The organism is Pseudanabaena sp. UWO310, assembly GCF_006861605.1.
Taxonomy (GTDB): domain Bacteria; phylum Cyanobacteriota; class Cyanobacteriia; order Pseudanabaenales; family Pseudanabaenaceae; genus Pseudanabaena.
The window spans coordinates 36,511-59,092 of the sequence record NZ_SELU01000030.1 but is presented as its reverse complement, the minus strand read 5'-3'; the positions used below and the strand labels follow the sequence as shown (position 1 = coordinate 59,092).

Genomic DNA, 22,582 nt, shown 5'->3' with positions numbered 1-22,582 from the left:
TCCTGTCAAACTTTGTAGAATCCGAGGTTTATTTTTTAGTTTGGCGTATGACAGCATTTTCTAACTTGCAATTTTCTGAAATGCACCTATTTTAGCAACTTCTTTTGTTTATTTCCGATAAAGTCTAATCTATTGAGGTTTGCTAAAGAATCGGGAATTAAATAGATTTGACTGGGGAATATACGATGGAACTACATCCAGATCTGACGGAATATGGCTATGAGGTAATGAGTGTATTGGGGCATAACTACGGAGCCAACCGTAGTACCTATCTTGCCCATAACCTTATCTATCAAGAGCTAGTTGTAATTAAGTTATTCCGTTTTCCTAAGTCGGTCGATCGATTCGCCGCCTATGAAAAGGCGATCGCTCGCGAAGCAGAAATCCTCCAGCAAGTACAGCATCCTCAGATTCCTCGCTATCTCAGTAGTTTTGATACTATTGATGGCTATTGCATTGTGCAGCAATATGTCAAAGCGCAGTCCCTTGCCAATCTCCGCAGGTTTTCGCTAGAACAAATTCAGCAACTTGCGATCGCGGCTTTAGAAATTTTGGTATATCTTCAAAATCAGACTCCACCAATTATCCATCGAGATATCAAACCAGAAAACTTACTGGTAAGCGATGACCTAAAACTGTATCTGGTTGATTTTGGCTTTGCCCGCATTGGTGTAGCAGATAATGCGATGAGTAGCGTTGCGGCTGGCACGTTTGGCTTTATGGCTCCAGAGCAGCTACGCAATGGAATCCTCAGCGCAGCAACAGATAACTATGGTTTGGGGATGACCCTAATTTGTTTGTTAACGGGGATTCGTTCCACTCAAGTCGATCGCTTAATTAATGAAGACAATCAGATCCAGTTTCAGCATTTGTTAACTAATGTGAATCCTCGCTTTGCGCAATGGCTGAAGAAAATGACTGCCCCAAAATTGAAAGATCGCTATCGCGATGCGGCAACAGCCTTAGAGCATCTGCTTCAAATTGGCGAGATTGGTCTAGCGAAATCAAGGAATAGCGGATGGCGTAGAGTCCCGATTTATCTCTTGCCTGTAGCGATCGCTTCTCTACTGACATTTTCCCCTACCCCTGCACCTGAAAAGGTTTCCACTAGCATTTCACCTGCGCCGTTACCCACAACTCCGCTAAAAATAACGACTCCGCCATCGCCCTGTATTGACAATCGCAATGTAAAATTGACCCAGATAGAAGAGCAGGATGGCAAGGATTCTCTCGTTAAACTCCAAATTAACCGTGAATGTCGTGGATGTGATTTCAGGGGGGCGAGAAATATTACTCTTAAAGATTTGAAATCTGTCGATCTCCAAAATGCCGATTTGCGTGGTGTTAGTATTGTCCAATCCGATTTATCGGACGCAAATTTTAAAGGTGCAAACCTTGAAGGAGCAAATTTTACCCAGTCGGTTCTCAAAAATGCAGATTTTTCTGAAAGTCGTGCCAAATGTACGAATTTCATCCAATCTGTTCTACCAAACTCAATGTTTACACGCGCAGATCTGACATCAGCTAGACTGATCCAAGCCAAAATGGCTGGCTCCGATCTCTCCTATGCTAACTTAAATTCTGCGGATCTATCTCAAGCAGATCTCATTGACGCTAACTTAGATAATGCTAATTTAGCGAATACTGACATGACCCAAACAACACTTAAAAATGCAACTATGGATGGGGTAATCATTAAAAACACAAAAATCAATCCATCAAAATTACCTAATAACAGGTAGTTATACCAATTCACTGAAGTGTTGTCTCACTTCAGTGAATTAAAAAACAAACCCAGTAAGGTTTTGAGATTCCCAAAATGGCGTTGCCATTTTGGGAATTGGTATTAATCGAGATGTCGATTAGCTATAGTAATGCGAGTTTTGCTTAGAAGATACCCTTCAAGCAGAGAATGGGGGCGCTTCGCGCTCCCATTCTCTGCCGTACTAATATGTTTGACTACAGCTACATAGTGCTATTTTTCTGTAAAGCAATGTAGGCTAAGGTGTGGGCGAATCGGAAAGTCGCTGTAAATTTATTAATATTGAGATTTTACAAGTTTTGATTACAACTACATCGTCAAGCTTTGTCACCTCTGATTTCCCTCCCATCTGTGGAAATGAAGATGTAATTCAACAGGCTGTACGGGATGATGCTCCTGTATTTTTTAATAACGGTTCCAATGAAAACAATCTTCGACTTGAGGAGATTACTTCTGCCTTTGCCTGTGCCTTACATATGCACCAGCCCACTATTCCTGCTGGGGTAAATGGAGCAACGATCTGCAATCTCCAGTATATGTTCGAGCACCAAGGCGAAGGCGACAATCACAATGCTTCCGCTTTTGCATGGTGCTATAGTCGTATGGGCGATTTTATCCCTCAACTAGTCGCGCAGGGGAGTAATCCTCGCATTATGCTCGACTATTCGGGAAACTTGCTCTGGGGATTGCAGCAGATGCAACGTCACGACATTCTGGATAATCTCAAGCGGATTACTTGCGATCGCCAATATCAGCCCTACGTGGAATGGCTCGGCACGATGTGGAGTCATGCGGTCATTCCCTCAACTCCGATCCCCGATATTAAGCTCCACATCCAAGCTTGGCAAAGTCATTTTGCTTCTATTTTTGGCATCGCTGCCCTAAAGCGCGTGAAGGGCTTTTCTCCGCCAGAGATGCATCTTCCCAACCATCCCGACACACTTTATGAATATATCAAGGCTCTTCGGGAATGTGGTTATCGCTGGCTCATGGTGCAGGAGCATTCCGTGGAGCAACTCGATGGTTCGGCGCTGACTCAAGATCAAAAATACATCCCTAATCGTTTAGTGGCGAAGAACTCCAAGGGCGAATTGCTTAGTATCACAGCACTGATTAAAACCCAAGGTTCAGATACGAAGCTAGTCGCTCAGATGCAGCCTTACCACGAGGCAAAAAGTCGCGGCAGACAGATGCTCGGTCAAGCATTAATTCCTTCACTAGTTTCTCAGATCGCGGATGGGGAGAATGGTGGCGTGATGATGAATGAATTTCCCCGCGATTATCCATTGGTGTGGGAACAAATAAAAAACAACGGACGGGGAAGTTCGGGTGTTGTTGGTTTAAATGGAACGGAATATCTAGAAATGCTTGAAGATGCAGGAATTCATCCTGCGGACTATCCTCCCATTCAAGCCGTGCAACAACATAAGGTCTGGCAAAAGGTAGCTCAAAATCGCGATCGCGCTGATGAACGCACTGATGATCGCAGTAGCGATATCACTACCGAATTCCAAAATCTCAATACTGCTGAAGTCGAGCAGGCGATCGCCGAACTGAAAGCAAGCGATCACCAGTTCCATATGGATGGAGCCTCATGGACAAACAGCATGAGCTGGGTACATGGCTACGAAAATGTATTAGAACCGATGAATCAACTCAGTGCCAAGTTCCATGAAAAATATGACGATCTGGTGGCTCAGGATCCCACAGTGACAAAGCGATCAGATTATCAGCAAGCCTTACTTTATAATTTCCTCGTCCAAACTAGTTGCTTTCGCTATTGGGGACAAGGAAGGTGGACAGACTACGCTCGCGAGTTCTATCTTCGAGGTGAGGCTCTGTTGTAAGCAAAGATCGTAACGCTCGCTATGCGAGCGTTACGATCTTTTAGGTTTTAAGTTGATCTTGGAATGATGCGGTATACAATTTCTGAGGCAATCAATTTTCACGATCATCCAGATTATGACTTTTCAATGGTTCGATCTTGCATTTAAGGTTCAAGGTTCTGTTGCGCCGATCATCTTGCCGAGGGTTCTGATTTTTGCGGGATTCGCCTTGGGGATCTCGGTGTTTCACTACTACGAGCCACAAATATCGCTCAAAGTCTTTGGGGATATGACTAACAATGTGGTCTTTAATCTAGTTTTAGGATTGCTCTTAGTATTTCGGACAAATACCGCCTACGATCGCTATTGGGAAGGACGTAAAGCTTGGGGAACTTTAGTAGTCAATATCCGCAATTTATCGAGGTTAATGCAGATCGCGATCCATTCTCCTCCATTAGAAGAACAAAAGGACGAAGAACAAAAGGATAAAGAGAAATCGATACAGTTATTAACAGCCTTTGCGATCGCTACCAAACTACACCTCCGCAACGAAGAGATTTCCACCCATCTTAATCAAATTCTTACTGAGGATGAAGTTCTAAAACTAAACAACGTCAAACATGTTCCGCTCGAACTGACTCTATGGTTAAGTAGCTATCTGCAAAAACAAATGCAAAACGATCGTTTTGACACTAATTATTTTGTCACTATGAATAGCCAAATTAATGCTTTAGTGGAAGGGTTAACCAGTTGTGAACGCATCCTCAAGACTCCATTACCGATCGCCTATCGCATTTACTTAAAACGGTTAATTTTGATTTATTGCTTTGGCTTGCCATTCCATCTCGTCATTGATATCCATTGGTTAACGGCGATCGCTGTGGGACTAGTTAGTTTTATTCTGCTGGGAGTCGAACAGATTGGCAATGAAATCGAAAACCCCTTTGGTCATGACTTTAACGATCTCCCAATTGATGAGATTTGTGAAGGGATAAGCAATAATGTCAACCAAGTAATTTCCTATCAATCACCATAAATTTGTCATGGGGCTTTGCAACTCTTGCTGCTCAGAATAAAAACAGAGAGCGTACCGCCCATCTAGTGGGCGGTACGCTCTCTGTTTTTGGCTTAGCTACTTATTGTTCATCCGATTAATTGCTGCAAACATCTGACTATCGGAAATTATCTGCTGGCGTTGTTTTAATTTAAACTTTTCAACGCGATCGCCTAGGGTTTGAGCTGTCATTACTCCATCGTCCTGCGTGACCTGCCAATTAAACAGTCGGTCTAATCCTTCTAAGGGGGCAAAGGAAACATTTTTGTCGGTAAATCGTAGCAACTGCATACTACCGCCACCGATCGCAGGGGTATTTTGTTGCATGTCTAGAAGCATCTGTTGAGCTGGAGATGTAGCATTAGACTGATTGTTGCCGATCAGTACCTGTGCTTTCAAACAATCTGGATTTAAAGAAAACATTGCACCTGCGATCGCCAACAATCCCACAAACTTTAATGAAGCCATTTGTTTTTCCTGAAATTTTACATGGTGAATATCAACATGAACCATTTCGCCAACCCCATTACTGAATTTAGCATCCTTATTCCTTAGACATTGCTAAATGTCAGAAAGTTCATATAAGTATCTAGACGCAATTAAATATAAAACCCTAAAAGCTGTAGCGCACGCTGCACGCGTGCAGCGTGCGCTACAGCTTTTGATTCTACTTTTTTGATTATGCCCAGATACTTATCGTAATTCTAAATTATTTGCGGCTTTCGATTTTGTAAAAGGGAGCACCCTGTGGGTGTGATCTTGTATAGCTGTCGCTTCTCGCGTTAACACACAAATAAAAAAACAAGAGGAGAAGGTTGGCGCAAAGCGCCAACCTTCTCCTCTTGTTTTTTGTCATAATACCAATCATTTCTATATCAACTGCCATCGGGAGAAAGGGGTGGAAAAATCGAAAGTTGGGTTTGGTTGCTATAGTGGTTGCTATAGTATCGATATACTTCGATTATTTGATAGGTTTGTTAAGCAATCGGGTTAAGCAATCGACCAGTAGACTTTAATAACGACACCATGCTAGAGACGGTAAGTGAAGCAGAGCAACCAAAGGATTTTCCTCCACCAGTCGATGAGGACATAGCGGAGACAGCGATCGCCACCATCGATCCTCCTGTCCATAATGTCGATAATAATATCGACGATCCAGATGAGATTGATGAACTAGACGAGATCGATGATGTGGAAATGTCATTATTCGATCATTTAGAAGAATTTCGATCGCGTATTTTCTATGCCTTGATCGCCGTAGTCATCGGTGTGATTGGCTGCTTTGCCGTAGTGAACAAAATAGTAGCTCTTTTGGAAATTCCCGCACAAGGCGTGAAATTTTTGCAACTTGCACCGGGGGAATACTTTTTTGTATCCATTAAAGTAGCTGGCTACAGTGGCTTGCTAGTTTCCAGTCCTGCCATTTTGTACCAGATCGTGCGGTTTATCTTGCCAGGACTCACCCGCAAAGAAAAACGGGCGATCGCCCCCATTGTCTTTGGCTCTAGCATTTTATTTGTGCTTGGTATTGTCTTTGCCTACGAGCTATTGATTCCCGCCGCTCTCAATTTCTTTATTAGCTATGGTGGGGATGTTGTCGAACAATTTTGGTCGATCGATCGCTATTTTGAGTTTGTATTGTTGTTGTTATTCAGTACTGGGTTAGCCTTCCAGATTCCCGTAATTCAAGCCCTATTAGCAATGACAGGTATTGTTAACTCCAGCAAGATGCTCGCAGGATGGCGCTATGTCGTTTTGGGGGCGGTGATCCTTGGAGCCGTGCTGACACCATCGACCGATCCGATGACTCAGAGTTTACTGGCTGGAGCCGTGGGCATTTTGTACTTTGGTGGCATTTTCTTAGTTAAGGCTATGGGTAAATAAGGTTACGGTGCTTTGCACCGCAGCCTTATCTATCAAACAATTAAAAATGGCAAATCAGAACATTTTGATTTACGATACAACCCTTCGCGATGGCACTCAGCGCGAAGGGTTGTCACTGTCAGTAGAAGATAAAGTACTCATTGCCGATCGCCTTGATCGATTGGGGGTTGCTTTTATCGAAGGTGGTTGGGCAGGGGCAAATCCTAAGGATGATGAATTTTTTCGGCAAATGCAGCAGCGTCCCCTCAATCATGCCGAACTGGTGGTGTTTTGTTCGACCAGACGCGCAGGACTAAAGGCAAAGGATGACCCCATGCTCGTGCCGATTCTTGCCGCCAAGACTAAGTGGGTCGCTATTTTTGGTAAGTCTTGGGATCTCCATGTCATTGAAGGCTTGAGAACCTCCCTCGATGAAAATCTCGCGATGATCGACGATACGATCGCCTATCTCACAAGTTGCGATCGCCATATTATTTACGATGCTGAACATTGGTTTGACGGCTACAAAAATAATCCCGACTATGCCCTAAAAACCCTCAAAGCTGCCCATGACGCTGGAGCAAAATGGTTTGCGCTCTGTGACACCAATGGTGGCACTTTACCTGATGAAGTGGCCGCAATCACCAAAATTGTGGATGAATCCCTCAGGCAATGGGGCAGCAATTCACCCCAAATAGGCATTCACACTCACAACGATGCAGGTTTAGCCGTTGCCAATGCGATCGCCGCCGTTCGGCATGGTGCAACTATGGTGCAGGGAACGATTAATGGCTATGGCGAGCGCTGTGGCAATGCCAATCTTTGTAGCGTCATCCCCAACTTGCAACTAAAAATGGGCTATGACTGCATTGCTACCGCCAAGCTGTCCCAACTCACCGAAGTCTCCCGCCAAGTCAGTGAAATCGTCAATCTTGCCCCCGACGATCATGCGCCCTTTGTGGGCGCTTCAGCCTTTGCCCATAAAGGTGGCATCCATGTCAGCGCCGTCCAGCGCAATCCCCTCACCTACGAGCATATCGCCCCCGAAAGTATTGGGAATAATCGGCGCATCGTCATCTCCGAGCAAGCAGGGATTAGCAATGTCATCTCCAAAGTAGAAACCTTTGGCATTTGCCTGCGAAAAGAGGATGCGGCCTGTAGGCAGATCTTGCAGATGACGAAGGATCTCGAACGGGTCGGCTATCAATTTGAATCCGCAGAGGCAAGTTTTGAATTATTAGTCCGCGAGGCCTTAGGCGATCGCCCCAAGTTTTTTACGATTAGCAGTTTCCATGTGTATTGCACTACTGAATCCTTATCCATTGATGGAGGCGTTAATTCCCAAGCAACGGTGAAAGTAATGGTTAAAGGCGAAGAGCATCTCACAGCCGCAGAAGGTAATGGACCAGTTGCCGCCCTTGATATCGCTTTACGCAAAGCCTTAATCGGCTTCTATCCTGAAATTGCTAATTTCTATCTCACCGACTATAAGGTGCGAATTCTCAATAGCGATTCGGGCACGCAAGCAACGACGAGGGTATTAATTGAATTCAGTAATGGCAAGAGACGATGGACAACGGCGGGAGTATCTGACAATATTATTGCAGCCTCCTGTAAAGCATTGGGAGAAGGCTTAGAATATGGACTTCTCGCCGCCGTTCGCTACACTAAATCTTAGTTATGGCTCCAAACAAACCCAAAAGAAAGCTAAATTTTTTAGACTTTGCCTCTATTGTTATCCTGCTGTACCTAGCACTTAAATTTGTCGCCGTGCCGATTGTACAAACAGCGGTAAATTTCACCCAACGTGATCAGGTCGTTGGCGATATTGCCAAAGTCCCAGATTTTACCTTCCCTGACATTACGTTAATTGCCATCATTCTGTTGTTTCAACCCCAAACATCGGACATATTTAAAAGCATCGACTTCTCATCGGGTGGACTGAAAGCGGAATTTAAGGATCTACGGAGTGAAATGCTCCAAACCAAAGAAGATCTCGACAAACGCCAGCAGGAACAGATCGATCGCATGAATAAACTGCAAAACTTCATGTATTGCTTGATTCTAACGCCCAAAGAAATTGAAAAGCTCAAGGGCATTAAAGACAATTCCATGCATGAATTTTATGTGGGCAAAGATGCGGCTTCCGAATTGAGGAGGTTGAGAGATTCCAACCTGATTGCGATCGTTCCACCTTTTCAAAATATTAGCGATTTAGAGAAAGCTAGTAACTATGGAAGTATCGCGATAGATTTGGTCAAGTATTGCGAACTCACACAGTCGGGACAGCAGTTTCTCCAAAATTTAGAGGAGATAATCAGACAGAAACACCAGAACAACCAGAATAATTAGTTATACCAAAACACAAAATGGCTACGCCATTTTGTGTTTTCAAAAACCTTACTGGGTTTGGTTTTCAACTTCCGAAAGTGTAGCCACACTTTCGGAAATTGGTGTAACACCTGTGGGCATTGGAAAACCGCTATAATACTACACTTGGAGCTTTAGGCGATCGCCATGATCTTAGAAGAAGTCGATCGAATGCTAGCTGATTGGAAGGGAAATCTCGAAGCCATCAGCCTCAATATCTATGACCTATGCGATCTGATCGCTTATCAACGACTGACGGGCAGTTCGGGATTTATACCTATCAAACTTACGGGTGTCAGCAAAACTAAAGTTGAACCTGCATTGGCAGCAATTAGTGAACTTTTGCAGCACTTCGATTTGTTAACGCAAACTATTAATAAAGCGAAAAGCCTCAGAGCCTCTATTCCCCGTTTTTTAGGAGCCGATCAAAAGGTACAAGAAATCTTCAATCTATTGAATCAAGCATCAATCCAGTTACCATCGGTCATCACTCCTCTAGCCAAAAGAGAATTACTCTCTGCTGCCGAAACCAGTCTTAAAATTACGCCTCTACAACTGTTAGTCGCGATGATCAAGACCTATCAGGTTGCCAAAGAGGTTATTTTAGAAGTCGATCGCGTATGGGCGGATTTAGAACCACAACTGGATATCGCTGAAATAGAAATTGGCAATCTACAGAGACAAGGGGAGTCTTTAGGGATAATTGATACTAGCCAACTAGAACTATCTCGGCAAACCCTCGCATTTTTGCGCGATCGCATTGAATCCGATCCCTTAGGAACTTCTGCGAGTTTCGATGAAATTAATCGCCAAATCGATAGGATGCGTGGAGATATAGAACAATTTCTCCGAGTAAAAGTAAAGCTTCAAGATGCTTTTACTCAGGCGAATGGACTATTGCAGCAATTAATTACCTTAAATCAAGAAGCGATCGCTTCCTTTACGGAAAGCCAAGCAAAAATTAGCGATTGTTCTAGCCTAATCCCTCCATTACCGAGTGAACAAATTACCGCGATGGAGCAGTGGTTACAAAGATTAGAAACTAAGCAGAAAGAAGGGCTGACTGTTCCCATCCATGTGGGCTTAGAGAATTTCACAACCAAAATCAACGAATATATCGCGATCACGAAAAAGGCGATCGTCGCAAATCGCCTGCCAATCCAAACTCGTCAAGAGTTGCGCGGTAGGCTTGATGCGCTGAAGGCAAAAGCGATCGCTAAGGGTCATGCTGAAGATATCCAGTTAGCCAAGTTAGCCGAGCAAGCAAAGCAACTTCTCTATACAAGCCCAACGCCCTTAAAACAAGCCGAAGAAATGATCAAGCAATATGAGATTCTGCTAAATAGAAGGATTTGAGTTTCAACCCACAAGATTAAATAAAAATCAAATTTTGATTATAATAAATATAAAAATTGTGGGCAAAATGTATGATTTCTGCTACTTTATCGCCTAGTCTATCACCTACAGAATATCTAGACTGGGAAGTAACACAAGAAGGTAGATATGAGTATGAGTATGGAGAAGTTATTGAGGTGACAGGTGGGAAGCTGGAAAATAATGAAATTGCCCTTAATTTAATTGTATTGCTCCGAAGTCATTTACGTGGTCAAGGTTGTCGTATCCTTGGTGGTGATGCGAAACTCATGACCATTCCGAGCAATGTGTATTACTTTCCTGATGTGGTTGTTAGTTGCGATTCTCGCGATCGCAATGCTAGGGAATTTTTACAATATCCTTGTTTAATTGCGGAAGTCTTGTCCCCTGCTACAGAAAATCGCGATCGCGGGATTAAGTTACGCAACTATCTCAAGATCGATTCATTGCAAGAATATATGCTCATCAATTCAGATTCTCCGAGTATTGAGTTCTATCGTCGTAGTGATCGTACAGAGGTTTGGGAATATCTAACAATCAATAGCTCTGATTTATCCATTAACGATCCCGAAGTTCAACTAACTAGCATCGATCTTAGTCTTCCGCTATCACTCATCTATGAAAATATTGACTTTCAGCAATCCTAATCGCTTAAATCTCAAAATCAAATCGCGATCGCTTAAATCTCTACATCAAACTGCGATCGCCCTACAAACCCCGATCGCCCCACAAACCCCGATCGCCTATTTCTCCCCATATCAAACAGTGATTGTTCACATGTTAAGATAGAAAATATTGCTAATTTTCAAGAGGTCAAGATGGTTACACTTGCCGCGAAAAATTTAAATTTTGAAGATGTACAGCATCTGTTAGGCTTTCACGAGTCTGGAGAGATGGGTATTTTTTCTGATTATCTTGATCTGGAATCTGTTTCTGATTTTGAGCAAACTGAACTAACTGAGATTTGTACTAATTTTCGTCGATACCTTTTATCAGGTAGAGTTTCCGAAGGACAAATTAAGTTTCTTGCGCTTGCACCTCTAATGAATTTGACAGGTTACTATAATCAAGCGATCGAGTTACTTTTAGAAGAAAATATTCAGCGTATTGACATTCTCGAAGCGGATACTAGCATTACAGGTAGATACGATATTTTGGCGGTTAAAAAATCTGGAGTTCCAAATTTAACCAAGCTTTGGGTGCTGATAGTTGAAGCAAAGAGAGCAGGGATTGAACCTTTTACAGGGATTCCGCAATTATTAACTTATGCTAATGAGTCTTTGCAGTCTCAGTCTTCAGTTTGGGGTTTAGCAACAAATGGTTTGCATTTTCAGTTTATCCGCATCTGTGCAGGAGAATCACCGAGTTATCAGCTATTTCCTTCTCTATCGTTGATCGAATCTGAGCCTTCTATACAGATTCTTAAAGTTCTTAAAGCTATTTGTAAATCATAGGAGTTGCATAGCGATCGCCCCTCAACACCCATAAATGAGATCGCCTATTCCCCACATCAAATAGCGATTTTTAGTAGTGAAAGCGACAGGCAAGAATTCTAATTTTATCGTCTAGAACTTCATAAACTAGACGATGTTCTTGATCGATACGGCGTGACCAGCAACCAGATAGATCGTGTTTTAAAGCTTCAGGTTGTCCTGTACCTTCAAATGGATTACGTTGGACTTCACGAATCAGTTTAATGATTTTCAATGCTTTTTTTACGATCACTTTCAATCCACCAAGCTAAGTCCTCAAAAGCATCTGCATCAAATTCCAAGTTTTTCACAGGCTGAGTCCAAAGAGATTCCATCTCGACGTTTTCTGGCTGCAAGCAGTCTTTCTTTCATGGTTGGACTGCTGAGTAAATAGGCAGTTTCCCTTTCCGCCATTAGTTCTTGCCAAAAGGCAATAGGGACAACTACGGAGATAGTTTGCCCTTCTGAATCACAGATGTATTGTAATGCGTTAGTCATAGCAGCCAATATAACTTACTGGATTAGTCATAATTATAACCGAACGCCCCTCACTACCCACAAAACCGATCGCCTATTTCCTACAACATCAAACAGCGATCGCCCTCACCCCCACAAACCCGATCGCCTATTTCCCCACATCAAACAGCGATCGCCCATCACCACATATAAACCCAATCACGTTTCTATGCTTTTGTTTTATAATGAAATGAGTTATATCGTGCAATGTAATGACACTAAATAACTTATTGGAAATGAAAGGGATTATTCATCGCGATCCCGATATTATGAGTGGAGTTCCAGTTTTTAAGGGGACGAGGGTTCCTTTGCAAACTTTTTTTGACTATCTCGAAGGTGATGGAGGTTTAGCAGAATTTATTGATGATTTTCCCTACCTAAAGTCACAAGTCATGAGAGTTTTGGAAAGTGCTGCCAAATTATTAATTGCTCAGGAACGTTCTGCTTGATGATTATATTATTGGATGAAAATCTTCTGAGTAGAAAACTCAAGCAGTCTTTTCTATCTAGAGATCATGAAGTTTACAATGTTGATGATATGGGATGGCGTGGGTTTTGGGAAGCGTTTGAGGATCGTCGTTTTGGATGCTCGTAGTACTAGACCTGATTATTTACTTCCATTGATGGAACGAATAAGTGAAGTGATTACATCTTTACCCGCAGGAGTTGTTATATCAATTAATGATTCGTGTGAGTTTATATAATATTAAATAGCGATCGCCCTTCAACACTCATAAAATCCGATCGCCTTTCCCCTCAAATCAAACAGCGATCACACCTAACTCCCATAAACCCGATCGCCTAAATCTCAAAATCAAACAGCGATCTCCCCTTAACACCCATTAAACTGATCGCCTATTTTCTACACCAAACAGCGATCGCCCCTCACCACCACAAACCCGATCGCCTAAATCTCAAATCAAACATCGATCACCCTACACCACTCATAAACCTGATCGTCCCTCACCACCCACAAACCTGATCGCCTAAATCTCAACATCAACCAGCGATTGACATGAATAGTAGATAAATCACATTTAGTTACGGTATTATTGATAAAACATATTGTATTTAATATATACCTAAATGGTTTCTATTGCCCAATAATAAAAAGAATGAGCGGAATTACAAGAGAGATAATTAACGGAAATGTTGGGAAAGAACCTCTTAAATCCTATCCATGGAAAGAATGTGCAGATAGGCTTATCTATTGGGCTAAAGAAAGAAGTTGTTCTCATAGAGCTTTCGCCTTTGATGTGTTAATGAGTCTAGCCTATGTCGATACAATTCCCAATATTCAAAAAAATTTTAAGATATTTGAAGATCTCCCTCAACCATACAATATTCACTTTGGTTTTGTAAACCTATGTGTGCCATTACTTTTAAGTAAACAAGCTTGGCATTTTCAGAAAGCAGCTAAGCCTTTATCTGGCGTGATTGGGAAATTAACAAGTGAGATTATTTTGCGATTTATAGAAATCATTTTTGATGACTTTATAACCGTAAAATCTATTGGTGGAGTTGAAATTGTTGATGCTGTTTTACGGCATAGAGATGGAAGAATAATTTTATGTGAGATTAAAGCATCACCGTTAACAACATTCCCGTTCTTATTTGAACTTGATCTCGAACTTCAATCGAATCTTGAACAGCTTACAAGAATTCAGGTAGGGAGTTTAGATAGCTGTCTATATATGCATGGCGATCATTTACTTCCGCTTGGCAAGGTTAATGATCAGTTATGGCCTTTTGCTCCTGCGGTAGATTATCTAACAAAGGATGAAAATTCTCACATAGTAGACATTTATGTAGATACGTGGGAATCGATAAGAACAGCCTACCGCAATAAAAATCGGGATAATCTACTCTACTATGTGGCAAATGCTTCAGGAAATCCACCGAATATTGCAAAAGAAAAATTTGGATGGCCAGCTAAAGAATCAATTTCTGATTCAAAAACAAGTGCTGGTCTAGATAGAACTGATGATATCAAGAAGGGAATTTATCAGGCATTTAGACTTAGCATTGAATCAAGCAAGGCTTTTCCGCAAGAAAATATTAAGACAGCATTAATCTCAAATCTACCAGCTTATAGACACGGGGAAGATTATATCACTCCATTTTCAAGCGTATATTGGGCAGAAGAAAGTTCATTTATTGAAGAGAATCAAAACAAATATTTCTGTGCAAAACAGAACTTAAAAAGACCTTTTGATTACATCATCGCTTTGGATGATGCTTTCACAAGAGGTGAAGTTTTATGATTTGCAACCATATTACGAGAGAATACACAGGTATTGTTCTTGAAAGAATTAAGCATTTACCTTCTGGGGGAAAGATGGGTGACTTACCATCTCATCTACAGCACGAAAGTTTTGTTCGTGTTGGAGCAAAAAATACAGGTGGTCCTAATATGAGATTATTGCGGCTTGAGATGGATAAGCCTAGTCTCACAGTTACCGCATATATCTTCAATAAGTTTGTTCATCCCTCCGAGCATAGATATATTACTCCGAGGGAAGCAGCTTGTCTTCAAGATTTTCCAGATGATTGGACTTTTGTTGGTGGATTAGGAGAAACTCATCAACAAATAGGTAACGCTGTTCCAGTTAAATTGGCAAAAGCGATCGCTTCATCAGTTGCTAGCTTTCTTGCGAATATCGGTATCTATGGGGAAATACCTGTAGCCTCGTATTTCTGTGGTGCTGGTGGATTAGATTTAGGTTTTGAAAAAGCATCATCAGAGAATTTAAAATTTAAAACAGTTTTTGCGACAGATATCGATAAATCTTGTGGTTATACAATTCAAACAAATAGACCGAATTGGAATTTTTTCTTAGGTGACATTACTTGCTTTTCGGGTGACATTGTATTAGACCAAATTGGTGGACATCCAATAGTTGTTATTGGTGGACCTCCTTGCCAGCCGTTTAGTGTTGCTGGAAAGCAAAAAGCAACTCAAGATCCGCTTGGAACACTATATAGAAATTATATTGACCACATTTCAATTTTAAAGCCAGAAATTGTAATTATGGAGAATGTTTATGGGTTGAAGCAAGTGAAAAGATCGGATATGCTCAAAGAAATTTATAGATCTTTTGAAGATATTGGTTATGAGGTAAAACATCAAGAATTAATTGCCGCAGATTTTGGAACTCCTCAACTTAGACGAAGGTTGATTTTTGTAGCAACAAAAAGAAAAAATGATTTTATTTTCCCACTCCCTACTCACTCACAGGAGATCGGTATTTTTGGAGGAGAAGTATATGAAGGTGCTGGAAAGTCTTTCTATCACTTACCTAAACCATTGATATATCAAAAAATGCCCAATAAGCTTATACATCCAATAACTACATCACTGCGTTCTATAACAGATCTTATGGGAGCTAACAGATTTGCATTAATTGATCAGCTAAGGACAGGTTAATAAATATATGAAATCAACCCAAAATCCTGAACTCTGCGTCTTAGGCATGAGCGCCACACCAGTTATCAACAACCTCTACGAAGCCAAAGCACTTCTAGAAATGACAAGGGGCGAAAAATTTGACGAATTGAAAACCTTCAGCACGATCGCTAATGTCCTCGTTATGTACGAAAACCTGATGCTCTATGGCATCCGCTATCGTCCCAATTAAAAAAATGCGATCGCCGATCGCATTTTTGCGATTTTGTTAGCGATTGGGTCTAGTATTAAACAATTAGATTTTTAATCTAGAACGGAGTGGTACTAATGGACGGTGAATCTTGTAAGCGTAATGGCTGTAATGGCACTTTAGAAGATGGCTATTGCAATGTCTGTGGACTCGCAGCACTTAAATCCTCCACGACAGGGCAATCCCGCCCATATACCGCCGAAAGAATTACTGGGCGCAGTTCGCCAATTACGACGGGAACAGGTTCATCGCCGCTCACCAATCGCTCGAAGGGATCGCGCCGCACTAGCCCCACAGGACGCAGCAGTCGCAAACAACTGGGAGCAGGGTTAGTTTCCGTTCCCGAACTACTTTCCACTGAGCCAGAAAAGGCAATCATGCTGGAAGCAAAAGTGCCTGAAAACAAACGCTTTTGTGCTAATTGTAATCAGGCTCTTAAGCGCGAAAAAGGATTTTGTAGTCAATGCGGTCAAAAATATTCTTTTATCGCTTCACTACAACCAAATGATTTGATTCTCGATCAATACGAAGTTAAAGGAGCGATCGCCTATGGTGGTCTGGGCTGGATTTATTTGGGCTTTGATCGCACTCTATCGCGTTATGTGGTACTGAAGGGGCTTCTAAATACGGAAGATGCTTCCAGCGCTGCTGTTGCCGTTGCCGAACGTCAATTTCTTGCCTCCGTCAAACATGCCAATATTGTCGGAATTTATAACTTTGTCAAGCATGGTTCCGAAGGATTTATTGTCATGGAGTACGTGGGTGGTCAAACCCTCAAGGAAATTCGGAAGAGTCGGGGGGCTTTACCAGTTACCGAAGCGATCGCCTATATCCATCGCATTCTCTCTGCTTTTTCTTATTTGCACCAACAGGGGTTAGTCTATTGCGATTTCAAACCTGACAATGCCATGGTAGAAGGGAACGATGTCAAATTGATCGATATGGGTGGGGTGAGGCGCATTGACGATCTGACTGGGGATATTTATGGCACGGTTGGCTATAGCGCTCCTGAAGCTGGCGAAGGTCCTACGGTCGTGTCAGATTTATTTACAATTGGGAGAACCCTAGCGGTTTTACTTGCCGATATTCGCGGGTTTACGAAAGAGCATCTCTATTCCTTACCCAGTCCTGAAGAAGAACCTCTCTTTAAAGAACAGGAATCGCTATATCGATTTCTCTTAAAATCTACTGCCGAGAATCCCGACGATCGCTTTCAATCGGCCGATGAGATGGCGGATCAATTGCTGGGCGTGCTGCGCGAAATTGTTGCGCTCCAAACAAATACGCCTCGTCCCGCCTCTAGCAGTCTTTTTGGTGGGGATATGTTGGCAATCGCTGTCAGTGGCGATTTTGAACCAATCTTGGCGGACTATCATCAACTGCCAGTGCCAAATCTTGACGGTAGCGATCCTGCCTTTAATGCAGTGCTGAACGCAGGCGCGATCACCGATTCCGCAAAGCGCGTTGAAAATTTGCGGCAAGTAGTTCACAAGACTCCCAAATCCATCGAAGCCAAGCTCAGATTGGTAAATGCACTGATCGATAGAAAAGCCTATACCGAAGCGGAATCAATTTTAGCGAAAGTGGAAGAACTCGACGCTTGGGATTGGCGCATTCTCTGGTATCGGGGGCGATCGCTCATGGCGCAGGGAAAATATCAAGAAGCACAAACTGCATTCGATCAGACCTACTTCGATCTCCCTGGAGAGCTAGCTCCGAAATTAGCCCTTGCCCTTGCCGCCGAACGCGCCCATCGCTATCCCTTCGCGATCAAAATGTACGAGCTAGTCTGTCGTACCGATCCGAGCTATGTAACGGCTTCCTTTGGCTTAGCACGTTGTCTGTTGGCGACGGGCGATCGCCATGGTGCGGTCGCGGCTCTAGAGCGAGTTCCCCAATCTTCGAGCCTATTTGCGCGATCGCGGGTAGAAGTGACTAGAACTTTGATTAATACGAAGGTAGCGAATCCCAGTAGCCAAGAATTAAAGGATGCGGGAAATGCAATTGAAGCGATCGCCTTAGAAGGGATGGAGCGCTATCGCCTCACTAAACAGGTTTTGGAAACAGCGCTTACCTTAGTTACGACCCAAGCGTTAGCGCCCAGCACCAGTCTTACCCTTTTGGGTAAACCATTAGCGGAAATTCATTTGCGCGAAGGGCTAGAAAAAGCGCTAAGATCGATGGCACATCTGGCAACTGGAGAAGAGAAAATCCGCTTAGTAGATGAAGCTAACCGCATTAGACCCAAGACTCTTTTTTAAAGCGATCGCGGCATTTTATTTTGAAAATCCCCTCAAAAGAATACTAAGCAGTTAAGCATAATTAAAAACCAAAACTAGAGAGCGTACCGCCCGCGTAGCGGGCGGTACGCTCTCCTAGGTTTTAAGTTTACTTATGCTTATCTACTTAAATAATTAACCTTTGGCGTTTCCCAAACAACTTTGTTAGTCTTAATAGAAATCTTTATTTCTATTGCAAATATTAAATATGAATACACTGGTGAGATATTAATGCAAGTTAATAAACAGATAAATGAAGAAATCCTAGTCTTAAAAAAATGTAACGATACAAAAATATTTTTTTCATCGTGGAATTTATTTCAGAAATTTAAAAATTCTTTGTTAGTTGGCACTTTAGGGATTGGAATAATATTCCTAAGTATTTCTATTGCTGATTACACTAGGAGTTATTCCAAAATCGGAGTTATTAAAATTAATTGCATACGTTTTAAAAATGACGGAGTTGATTGCAAGATATTCAGATCGGGAGATTCGAGTTTTCCAGACAGCAACTTGGTTACGATTCAAAGGATCTTAGGGGTAAAACTAGATAAATATAAAACCAAGAATTCGAGTAGATTTTATATTAGTTTTACTGTTAGTAAGTTATTTAAAAAAGACAATATGTTTATATATTATTTTGATTATCAAAGTGAATCTGAAAAAGCATTTGAATTCATAAACAATTTTTTGCGCTCAAACGAACCATCTTTAATCGTCTCGTATGATCGCTATGGCTTAGATAATAATTTTTCATTTTTTTTATATCTAATTCTATTTATCCTTGGATTATTTCTTTTGGCTTCGGCTATATCATCTCCTTTTTATTACGAGGAGATATTATTAGATAAATTAGAAACGCAGCTTACCTACAAGCAAAGAATAGTTTTTGATGAAAAAGTTAAACAGTATTCATTTGTGGATATTACGAAGATCGATCTTTTGCCTACTCCACCTGATAAAAACGAGCAAATATCTTTCATTCCTAGAATCACAATCAATTATGAATACGAGATTAGATTGGGCAGCATTAAAGATCGTCAAAAAGCCGTTGAATTTATCGATAATTTAAATAAATTCATTGGTTTGCCAAGTGAGCCAACACTTCAGTGAATTAAAAAACAAACCCAGTAAGGTAATATCAATTCCCAAAATAGCGCCGCCATTTTGGGAATTGATATTACATAGTGGGATAATCGGTATAGCCTTTGGCATCTCCACCATAGAATGTATTGCGATCGGGCTTGTTTAATGGTGCATTTGCCGCAAAGCGTTCCACTAGATCGGGATTGGCGATATAGAGACGACCAAAGGCAACGAGGTCGGCTGAGCCAGAAGCGATCGCCTCATTACCAGTCTCAAAATTATATCCACCCGCCGTAATAATTGTTCCATTATAAATTGGACGGAAGAAATCTGCATTTAAATCGGGTTGATCTTCAGCAGCCCCAAATCCTTCTACTCTAGGGGCAACTAAATGGAGGTAGGCAAGATTAAAACGATTCAGTTCCTTGGCGACATAGCCAAAAATAGCGGCTCGATTGGAATCATACATACTATTAAATGTGCCGCTAGGTGATAACCTCAACCCAACGCGATCGCCACCCCAGACATCCACTACGGCTGCCGTTACTTCTAATAGGAGACGGGCGCGATTCTCTAAAGAGCCACCATAGATGTCAGTGCGATGGTTGGTATTGTCCTGTAAGAACTGATCTAAAAGGTATCCGTTGGCACTGTGGATTTCTACGCCATCAAAGCCAGCTTCGAGGGCATTTTTGGCTCCAAGGCGATATTGCTCGATAATCTGAGGGATTTCCTCTAGTTCCAGAGCGCGAGGCGTGACGTAAGGTTTCATGCCTGTATAGGTCGCTACCTCACCTTCAGGAGCGATCGCCGATGGTGCGACGGGGAGTTCCCCATGAGGTTGCAAATCTGGATGGGAAATTCTGCCGACATGCCATAGTTGCAAAAATATTTTGCCCCCTTTCGCATGAACTGCATTGGTCACCAAGCGCCAACCTTCTACTTGTTCGGAAGAATAAATGCCTGGGGTATTGGGATAGCCTAAGCCTTGTGGGGAAACTTGCGAAGCTTCTGTAATCAATAAACCCGCTGACGATCTTTGCTCGTAGTGCAGGGCATTTAAAGTTGTGGGAACATTTCCCGCAGCAGCCCGATTGCGGGTGAGAGGAGCCATTACAATTCGATTGGGTAAGGTATAACGTCCAAGCTTGACCGTGGATAGAAGATTAACACTCATAAATTAACGCCAAGTTTAAGAGGATGTACGTTTCTATTGTTCGATTATATGCGAATAACAGAAATTTGTGCAATAGCCCTTGATGATTTGTATGGTAATACCAATTCCCAAAAGTGTGGCTACACTTTTGGGAATTGAAAACCAAACCCAGTAAGGGTTTTAAAATTACAAAATGGCGTAGCCATTTTGTAATTTGGTATAATACCAAGTTATAGCTCTAGTCAAGCCCAATAGAGAGTTGCGGCGCTTCGCGCCGCAACTCTCTATTGGGCTTGATGTCCTGACTTAAGTGAATATAGATAACCAAAAGCCTTAAAGTTGCGCCTCTACGGGGCGCAACTTTAAGGCTTTTGGTTATCTACTTACTATTACAGTGCTTGCAGCTTCGCTTTGTGTTGTGGACAAGAGACGATTACACTAGCCCCAATAAGAGCCCCCGTATATTCTTTCAACTTGTTGAGCATCGCTGGAGGAATCGTCTTGCCAGAACTAGTTGGTTTGTCAAATTCCTTTTCTAGCAGATTCAATAGATCGGGTAGAGGCATACCTGCATCTAGGGATTGACAGGTTACTTTTTCCGCTTCTTTCACATACTTGTCCCCGCCCGTTAATTCATACATTTCCTTGTACTCAGGCTTCTCTTGGATCAAATCAACAATTTTTTTGGCGTTATCTGAACCAGCAGCAGGAGCTTCTGAAGATTTAGGAGCTTCAGGTGGTTTAGCCGATTCTGAAGGTTTAGCCGATTCTGAAGGTTTAGGAGCTTCAGGTGGTTTAGGAGCTTCTGAAGGAGTGCTTTTAGGTGCAGCCGCTACAGGTGTCGCAGGTGGAGGAGTCGTCGCACTTGGAGGTTGTTGACATGAAGCCACTGCTACAGAAACTGAAACTGGCAGTAGGAAATACTTTGCAAAGCGTTGAAGCATTTTAATATTTAATAGTAGGTTGCGACAGCTTTCAAATACTATTTGAAAAACAATTGCTAGTAAAGTAGGTTTTGATACAAGTGATTATGCGATCGCTCCATCCTTTCCTTCAACTAAGGCAATTAGCAACAGCTATATTATTCTTTTCTAAAAGAAATAGGTGTTATAAAGTGAATAAATTAGTAATATGAAGTGCAGCTTTGTAACAATTTCGCTGTAATTTTAGCTGTAATTTTATTTGCTGTATTTTATTCGCTATAAGAGAAATAGTGATGCTTACATAGCAATAAAAGAGATGCAGCGACGCAAGAGTTTCCGAGGGCATAAACCGCAAAATATTGTTGCCGCGCTCCACGCGGCAACAATATTTTGCGGTTTTAATTTTGTCCTAATACCAATCCACGAAAGTGTTGTCACACTTTCGTGGATTAAAAAATCAACCGAGTAAGGGTTTTCAAGTTAAGAAATGGCTACGCCATTTCTTAATACCGATTCACTGAAGTGAGCCAACACTTCAGTGAATTAAAAACCAAACCCAGTAAGGTTTTGAGATTTCAAAAATGGCAACGCCATTTTTGAAATTGGTATAACTTGGTATAACAAGACTGGCGGCAGCTATAATTTGGTCATACGCGAACAATAGAATTAAATATCATAATGTGCGATAATTAAGGGAATGGTTGTAATACCTTTTCTATTAACTTATTGGTAATTAACAGTTTGGAATGCGTCAATATCAACATCCCGATCGCGAACATATCTCTTTAACGGGGGTGCTTTACGGACTCAGCGATCCTACGCGCCTACAAATTGTCAAAATGTTAGCAACAAATCAAGAGATTACCTGTGGGGAATTCTGTTTGGCTCTCAGTAAATCTACGCAATCCCACCATTTTAAAGTGTTGCGGGATATGGGGATCATGCACACGCGGCTAATGGGAACGCAGCATTACAATTCTTTGCGACGCGAAGATCTAGATGCTAGATTCCCCAATTTATTAGAAGCAATTTTAAAAAATGCTGACTAGAAAGCAGTGGCATATACTGCTTTTTATAGCTACAGTCACTTGACTTAGAACAAATCAACCCCCAAGAATTGATGGGCGGCGCTTCGCGCCGCCCATCAATTCTTGGGGGTTATGTCCTAGTACAGGCGACAGCTATAATTCACAAACCCAGTAAGGATTTTTAAAGCTCAAAATGGCTACGCCATTTTGAGCTTTG

General features: G+C 42.0%; 23 protein-coding genes and 1 pseudogene. 19 read left to right on the top strand and 5 right to left on the bottom strand.

Annotated elements, in window-relative coordinates; translation table 11 throughout:
* Nucleotides 1-185 precede the first annotated feature (185 nt).
* From PseudUWO310_RS11835 to PseudUWO310_RS11825, 3 genes are all read left to right on the top strand, one after another.
* On the top strand, nucleotides 186-1,742 hold the full coding sequence (locus tag PseudUWO310_RS11835) for a serine/threonine-protein kinase (RefSeq protein WP_142601449.1): 1,557 nt from the start codon (nucleotides 186-188) through the stop codon (nucleotides 1,740-1,742).
* A gap of 319 nt (nucleotides 1,743-2,061) precedes the next feature.
* Nucleotides 2,062-3,609 (top strand): glycosyl hydrolase family 57, encoded by a 1,548-nt coding sequence (locus PseudUWO310_RS11830; protein ID WP_142601456.1) that lies wholly within the window; start codon nucleotides 2,062-2,064, stop codon nucleotides 3,607-3,609.
* 115 nt (nucleotides 3,610-3,724) lie between these two features.
* On the top strand, nucleotides 3,725-4,624 hold the full coding sequence (locus PseudUWO310_RS11825) for a bestrophin family protein (protein ID WP_142601447.1): 900 nt from the start codon (nucleotides 3,725-3,727) through the stop codon (nucleotides 4,622-4,624).
* A 96-nt stretch (nucleotides 4,625-4,720) separates the two neighbouring features.
* On the opposite strand, the gene PseudUWO310_RS11820 is transcribed toward PseudUWO310_RS11825, so the two are convergent.
* The gene (locus PseudUWO310_RS11820) at nucleotides 4,721-5,110 is read right to left on the bottom strand and encodes a hypothetical protein (RefSeq protein ID WP_190315996.1); all 390 of its coding nucleotides are present in this window, start codon (nucleotides 5,108-5,110) and stop codon (nucleotides 4,721-4,723) included.
* 729 nt (nucleotides 5,111-5,839) lie between these two features.
* Between PseudUWO310_RS11820 and tatC the strand changes: the two genes are divergently transcribed.
* From tatC to PseudUWO310_RS11785, 7 genes are all read left to right on the top strand, one after another.
* On the top strand, nucleotides 5,840-6,526 hold the full coding sequence (gene tatC / locus PseudUWO310_RS11810; protein WP_223805635.1) for a twin-arginine translocase subunit TatC: 687 nt from the start codon (nucleotides 5,840-5,842) through the stop codon (nucleotides 6,524-6,526).
* A gap of 46 nt (nucleotides 6,527-6,572) precedes the next feature.
* Nucleotides 6,573-8,183: a citramalate synthase gene (gene cimA / locus PseudUWO310_RS11805; protein ID WP_142601441.1), complete on the top strand. Its 1,611-nt coding sequence runs from the start codon at nucleotides 6,573-6,575 to the stop codon at nucleotides 8,181-8,183.
* Nucleotides 8,184-8,275: 92 nt separating this feature from the next.
* On the top strand, nucleotides 8,276-8,857 hold the full coding sequence (locus tag PseudUWO310_RS11800) for a hypothetical protein (protein ID WP_142601439.1): 582 nt from the start codon (nucleotides 8,276-8,278) through the stop codon (nucleotides 8,855-8,857).
* A gap of 165 nt (nucleotides 8,858-9,022) precedes the next feature.
* Nucleotides 9,023-10,231, top strand: coding sequence for a hypothetical protein (locus PseudUWO310_RS11795; RefSeq protein ID WP_142601436.1), 1,209 nt, complete (start codon nucleotides 9,023-9,025; stop codon nucleotides 10,229-10,231).
* A gap of 71 nt (nucleotides 10,232-10,302) precedes the next feature.
* Entirely contained in the window at nucleotides 10,303-10,896 is a 594-nt protein-coding gene (locus tag PseudUWO310_RS11790) for a Uma2 family endonuclease (protein ID WP_142601434.1), read from the top strand.
* Nucleotides 10,868-11,038 carry a hypothetical protein gene (locus PseudUWO310_RS22915; RefSeq protein WP_190315995.1) on the top strand — a complete coding sequence of 57 codons (171 nt, stop codon included), beginning with the start codon at nucleotides 10,868-10,870 and terminating at the stop codon, nucleotides 11,036-11,038. Before PseudUWO310_RS11790 ends, PseudUWO310_RS22915 begins: the two co-directional genes overlap by 29 nt.
* Before the next feature lie 29 nt (nucleotides 11,039-11,067).
* Entirely contained in the window at nucleotides 11,068-11,703 is a 636-nt protein-coding gene (locus tag PseudUWO310_RS11785) for a type I restriction enzyme HsdR N-terminal domain-containing protein (RefSeq protein WP_142601432.1), read from the top strand.
* Nucleotides 11,704-11,773: 70 nt separating this feature from the next.
* Here the strand turns inward: PseudUWO310_RS11785 and PseudUWO310_RS23925 are convergent.
* Both PseudUWO310_RS23925 and PseudUWO310_RS11775 read right to left on the bottom strand, forming a co-directional pair.
* Nucleotides 11,774-12,056, bottom strand: a pseudogene (locus tag PseudUWO310_RS23925) (Txe/YoeB family addiction module toxin).
* Nucleotides 12,013-12,219 carry a prevent-host-death protein gene (locus tag PseudUWO310_RS11775; RefSeq protein ID WP_142601429.1) on the bottom strand — a complete coding sequence of 69 codons (207 nt, stop codon included), beginning with the start codon at nucleotides 12,217-12,219 and terminating at the stop codon, nucleotides 12,013-12,015. Before PseudUWO310_RS11775 ends, PseudUWO310_RS23925 begins: the two are co-directional and overlap by 44 nt.
* Here PseudUWO310_RS11775 and PseudUWO310_RS11770 point away from each other — a divergent pair.
* The 8 genes from PseudUWO310_RS11770 to PseudUWO310_RS11735 all read left to right on the top strand — a co-directional run bounded on the left by PseudUWO310_RS11770 (nucleotide 12,197) and on the right by PseudUWO310_RS11735 (nucleotide 19,285).
* Nucleotides 12,197-12,463 carry a hypothetical protein gene (locus tag PseudUWO310_RS11770; protein WP_142601426.1) on the top strand — a complete coding sequence of 89 codons (267 nt, stop codon included), beginning with the start codon at nucleotides 12,197-12,199 and terminating at the stop codon, nucleotides 12,461-12,463. The two genes, PseudUWO310_RS11775 and PseudUWO310_RS11770, sit on opposite strands and share 23 nt — an antisense overlap.
* Complete coding sequence (locus PseudUWO310_RS11765) at nucleotides 12,450-12,686, top strand: DUF433 domain-containing protein (RefSeq protein WP_015167485.1); 237 nt, start codon at nucleotides 12,450-12,452, stop codon at nucleotides 12,684-12,686. Before PseudUWO310_RS11770 ends, PseudUWO310_RS11765 begins: the two co-directional genes overlap by 14 nt.
* A 78-nt stretch (nucleotides 12,687-12,764) precedes the next feature.
* Complete coding sequence (locus PseudUWO310_RS11760) at nucleotides 12,765-12,941, top strand: hypothetical protein (protein WP_223805634.1); 177 nt, start codon at nucleotides 12,765-12,767, stop codon at nucleotides 12,939-12,941.
* Nucleotides 12,942-13,352: 411 nt separating this feature from the next.
* Nucleotides 13,353-14,501, top strand: a complete 1,149-nt coding sequence (locus PseudUWO310_RS11755; protein ID WP_142601424.1) for a hypothetical protein — start codon at nucleotides 13,353-13,355, stop codon at nucleotides 14,499-14,501.
* On the top strand, nucleotides 14,498-15,664 hold the full coding sequence (dcm, locus tag PseudUWO310_RS11750) for a DNA (cytosine-5-)-methyltransferase (RefSeq protein ID WP_142601422.1): 1,167 nt from the start codon (nucleotides 14,498-14,500) through the stop codon (nucleotides 15,662-15,664). Before PseudUWO310_RS11755 ends, dcm begins: the two co-directional genes overlap by 4 nt.
* A gap of 7 nt (nucleotides 15,665-15,671) precedes the next feature.
* The gene (locus tag PseudUWO310_RS11745) at nucleotides 15,672-15,875 is read left to right on the top strand and encodes a hypothetical protein (RefSeq protein WP_142601419.1); all 204 of its coding nucleotides are present in this window, start codon (nucleotides 15,672-15,674) and stop codon (nucleotides 15,873-15,875) included.
* 95 nt (nucleotides 15,876-15,970) lie between these two features.
* Nucleotides 15,971-18,154 (top strand): serine/threonine-protein kinase, encoded by a 2,184-nt coding sequence (locus PseudUWO310_RS11740; RefSeq protein ID WP_142601416.1) that lies wholly within the window; start codon nucleotides 15,971-15,973, stop codon nucleotides 18,152-18,154.
* A gap of 249 nt (nucleotides 18,155-18,403) precedes the next feature.
* Nucleotides 18,404-19,285: a hypothetical protein gene (locus PseudUWO310_RS11735; protein ID WP_142601413.1), complete on the top strand. Its 882-nt coding sequence runs from the start codon at nucleotides 18,404-18,406 to the stop codon at nucleotides 19,283-19,285.
* 67 nt (nucleotides 19,286-19,352) lie between these two features.
* On the opposite strand, the gene PseudUWO310_RS11730 is transcribed toward PseudUWO310_RS11735, so the two are convergent.
* Nucleotides 19,353-20,435 (bottom strand): alkene reductase, encoded by a 1,083-nt coding sequence (locus PseudUWO310_RS11730; protein WP_142601411.1) that lies wholly within the window; start codon nucleotides 20,433-20,435, stop codon nucleotides 19,353-19,355.
* 368 nt (nucleotides 20,436-20,803) lie between these two features.
* Nucleotides 20,804-21,358, bottom strand: coding sequence for a hypothetical protein (locus PseudUWO310_RS11725; RefSeq protein WP_142601409.1), 555 nt, complete (start codon nucleotides 21,356-21,358; stop codon nucleotides 20,804-20,806).
* A gap of 725 nt (nucleotides 21,359-22,083) precedes the next feature.
* Between PseudUWO310_RS11725 and PseudUWO310_RS11720 the strand changes: the two genes are divergently transcribed.
* Nucleotides 22,084-22,386 (top strand): ArsR/SmtB family transcription factor, encoded by a 303-nt coding sequence (locus tag PseudUWO310_RS11720; protein ID WP_142601407.1) that lies wholly within the window; start codon nucleotides 22,084-22,086, stop codon nucleotides 22,384-22,386.
* The last annotated feature ends 196 nt before the right edge of the window (nucleotides 22,387-22,582 follow it).

Bases quoted from the DNA above. Each gene is read 5' to 3' on its own strand.
- PseudUWO310_RS11835 (WP_142601449.1), top strand. From the start codon at position 186: ATGGAACTACATCCAGATCTGACGGAATATGGCTATGAGGTAATGAGT.
- PseudUWO310_RS11785 (WP_142601432.1), top strand. From the start codon at position 11,068: ATGGTTACACTTGCCGCGAAAAATTTAAATTTTGAAGATGTACAGCAT.
- PseudUWO310_RS11775 (WP_142601429.1), bottom strand. From the start codon at position 12,219: ATGACTAACGCATTACAATACATCTGTGATTCAGAAGGGCAAACTATC.
- PseudUWO310_RS11765 (WP_015167485.1), top strand. From the start codon at position 12,450: ATGACACTAAATAACTTATTGGAAATGAAAGGGATTATTCATCGCGAT.
- dcm (WP_142601422.1), top strand. From the start codon at position 14,498: ATGATTTGCAACCATATTACGAGAGAATACACAGGTATTGTTCTTGAA.
- PseudUWO310_RS22915 (WP_190315995.1), top strand. From the start codon at position 10,868: ATGAAAATATTGACTTTCAGCAATCCTAATCGCTTAAATCTCAAAATC.
- PseudUWO310_RS11745 (WP_142601419.1), top strand. From the start codon at position 15,672: ATGAAATCAACCCAAAATCCTGAACTCTGCGTCTTAGGCATGAGCGCC.
- PseudUWO310_RS11770 (WP_142601426.1), top strand. From the start codon at position 12,197: ATGTATTGTAATGCGTTAGTCATAGCAGCCAATATAACTTACTGGATT.
- PseudUWO310_RS11790 (WP_142601434.1), top strand. From the start codon at position 10,303: ATGATTTCTGCTACTTTATCGCCTAGTCTATCACCTACAGAATATCTA.
- tatC (WP_223805635.1), top strand. From the start codon at position 5,840: ATGTCATTATTCGATCATTTAGAAGAATTTCGATCGCGTATTTTCTAT.
- PseudUWO310_RS11825 (WP_142601447.1), top strand. From the start codon at position 3,725: ATGACTTTTCAATGGTTCGATCTTGCATTTAAGGTTCAAGGTTCTGTT.
- cimA (WP_142601441.1), top strand. From the start codon at position 6,573: ATGGCAAATCAGAACATTTTGATTTACGATACAACCCTTCGCGATGGC.
- PseudUWO310_RS11820 (WP_190315996.1), bottom strand. From the start codon at position 5,110: ATGGCTTCATTAAAGTTTGTGGGATTGTTGGCGATCGCAGGTGCAATG.
- PseudUWO310_RS11760 (WP_223805634.1), top strand. From the start codon at position 12,765: ATGTTGATGATATGGGATGGCGTGGGTTTTGGGAAGCGTTTGAGGATC.
- PseudUWO310_RS11725 (WP_142601409.1), bottom strand. From the start codon at position 21,358: ATGCTTCAACGCTTTGCAAAGTATTTCCTACTGCCAGTTTCAGTTTCT.
- PseudUWO310_RS11795 (WP_142601436.1), top strand. From the start codon at position 9,023: ATGATCTTAGAAGAAGTCGATCGAATGCTAGCTGATTGGAAGGGAAAT.
- PseudUWO310_RS11740 (WP_142601416.1), top strand. From the start codon at position 15,971: ATGGACGGTGAATCTTGTAAGCGTAATGGCTGTAATGGCACTTTAGAA.
- PseudUWO310_RS11735 (WP_142601413.1), top strand. From the start codon at position 18,404: ATGCAAGTTAATAAACAGATAAATGAAGAAATCCTAGTCTTAAAAAAA.
- PseudUWO310_RS11730 (WP_142601411.1), bottom strand. From the start codon at position 20,435: ATGAGTGTTAATCTTCTATCCACGGTCAAGCTTGGACGTTATACCTTA.
- PseudUWO310_RS11755 (WP_142601424.1), top strand. From the start codon at position 13,353: ATGAGCGGAATTACAAGAGAGATAATTAACGGAAATGTTGGGAAAGAA.
- PseudUWO310_RS11720 (WP_142601407.1), top strand. From the start codon at position 22,084: ATGCGTCAATATCAACATCCCGATCGCGAACATATCTCTTTAACGGGG.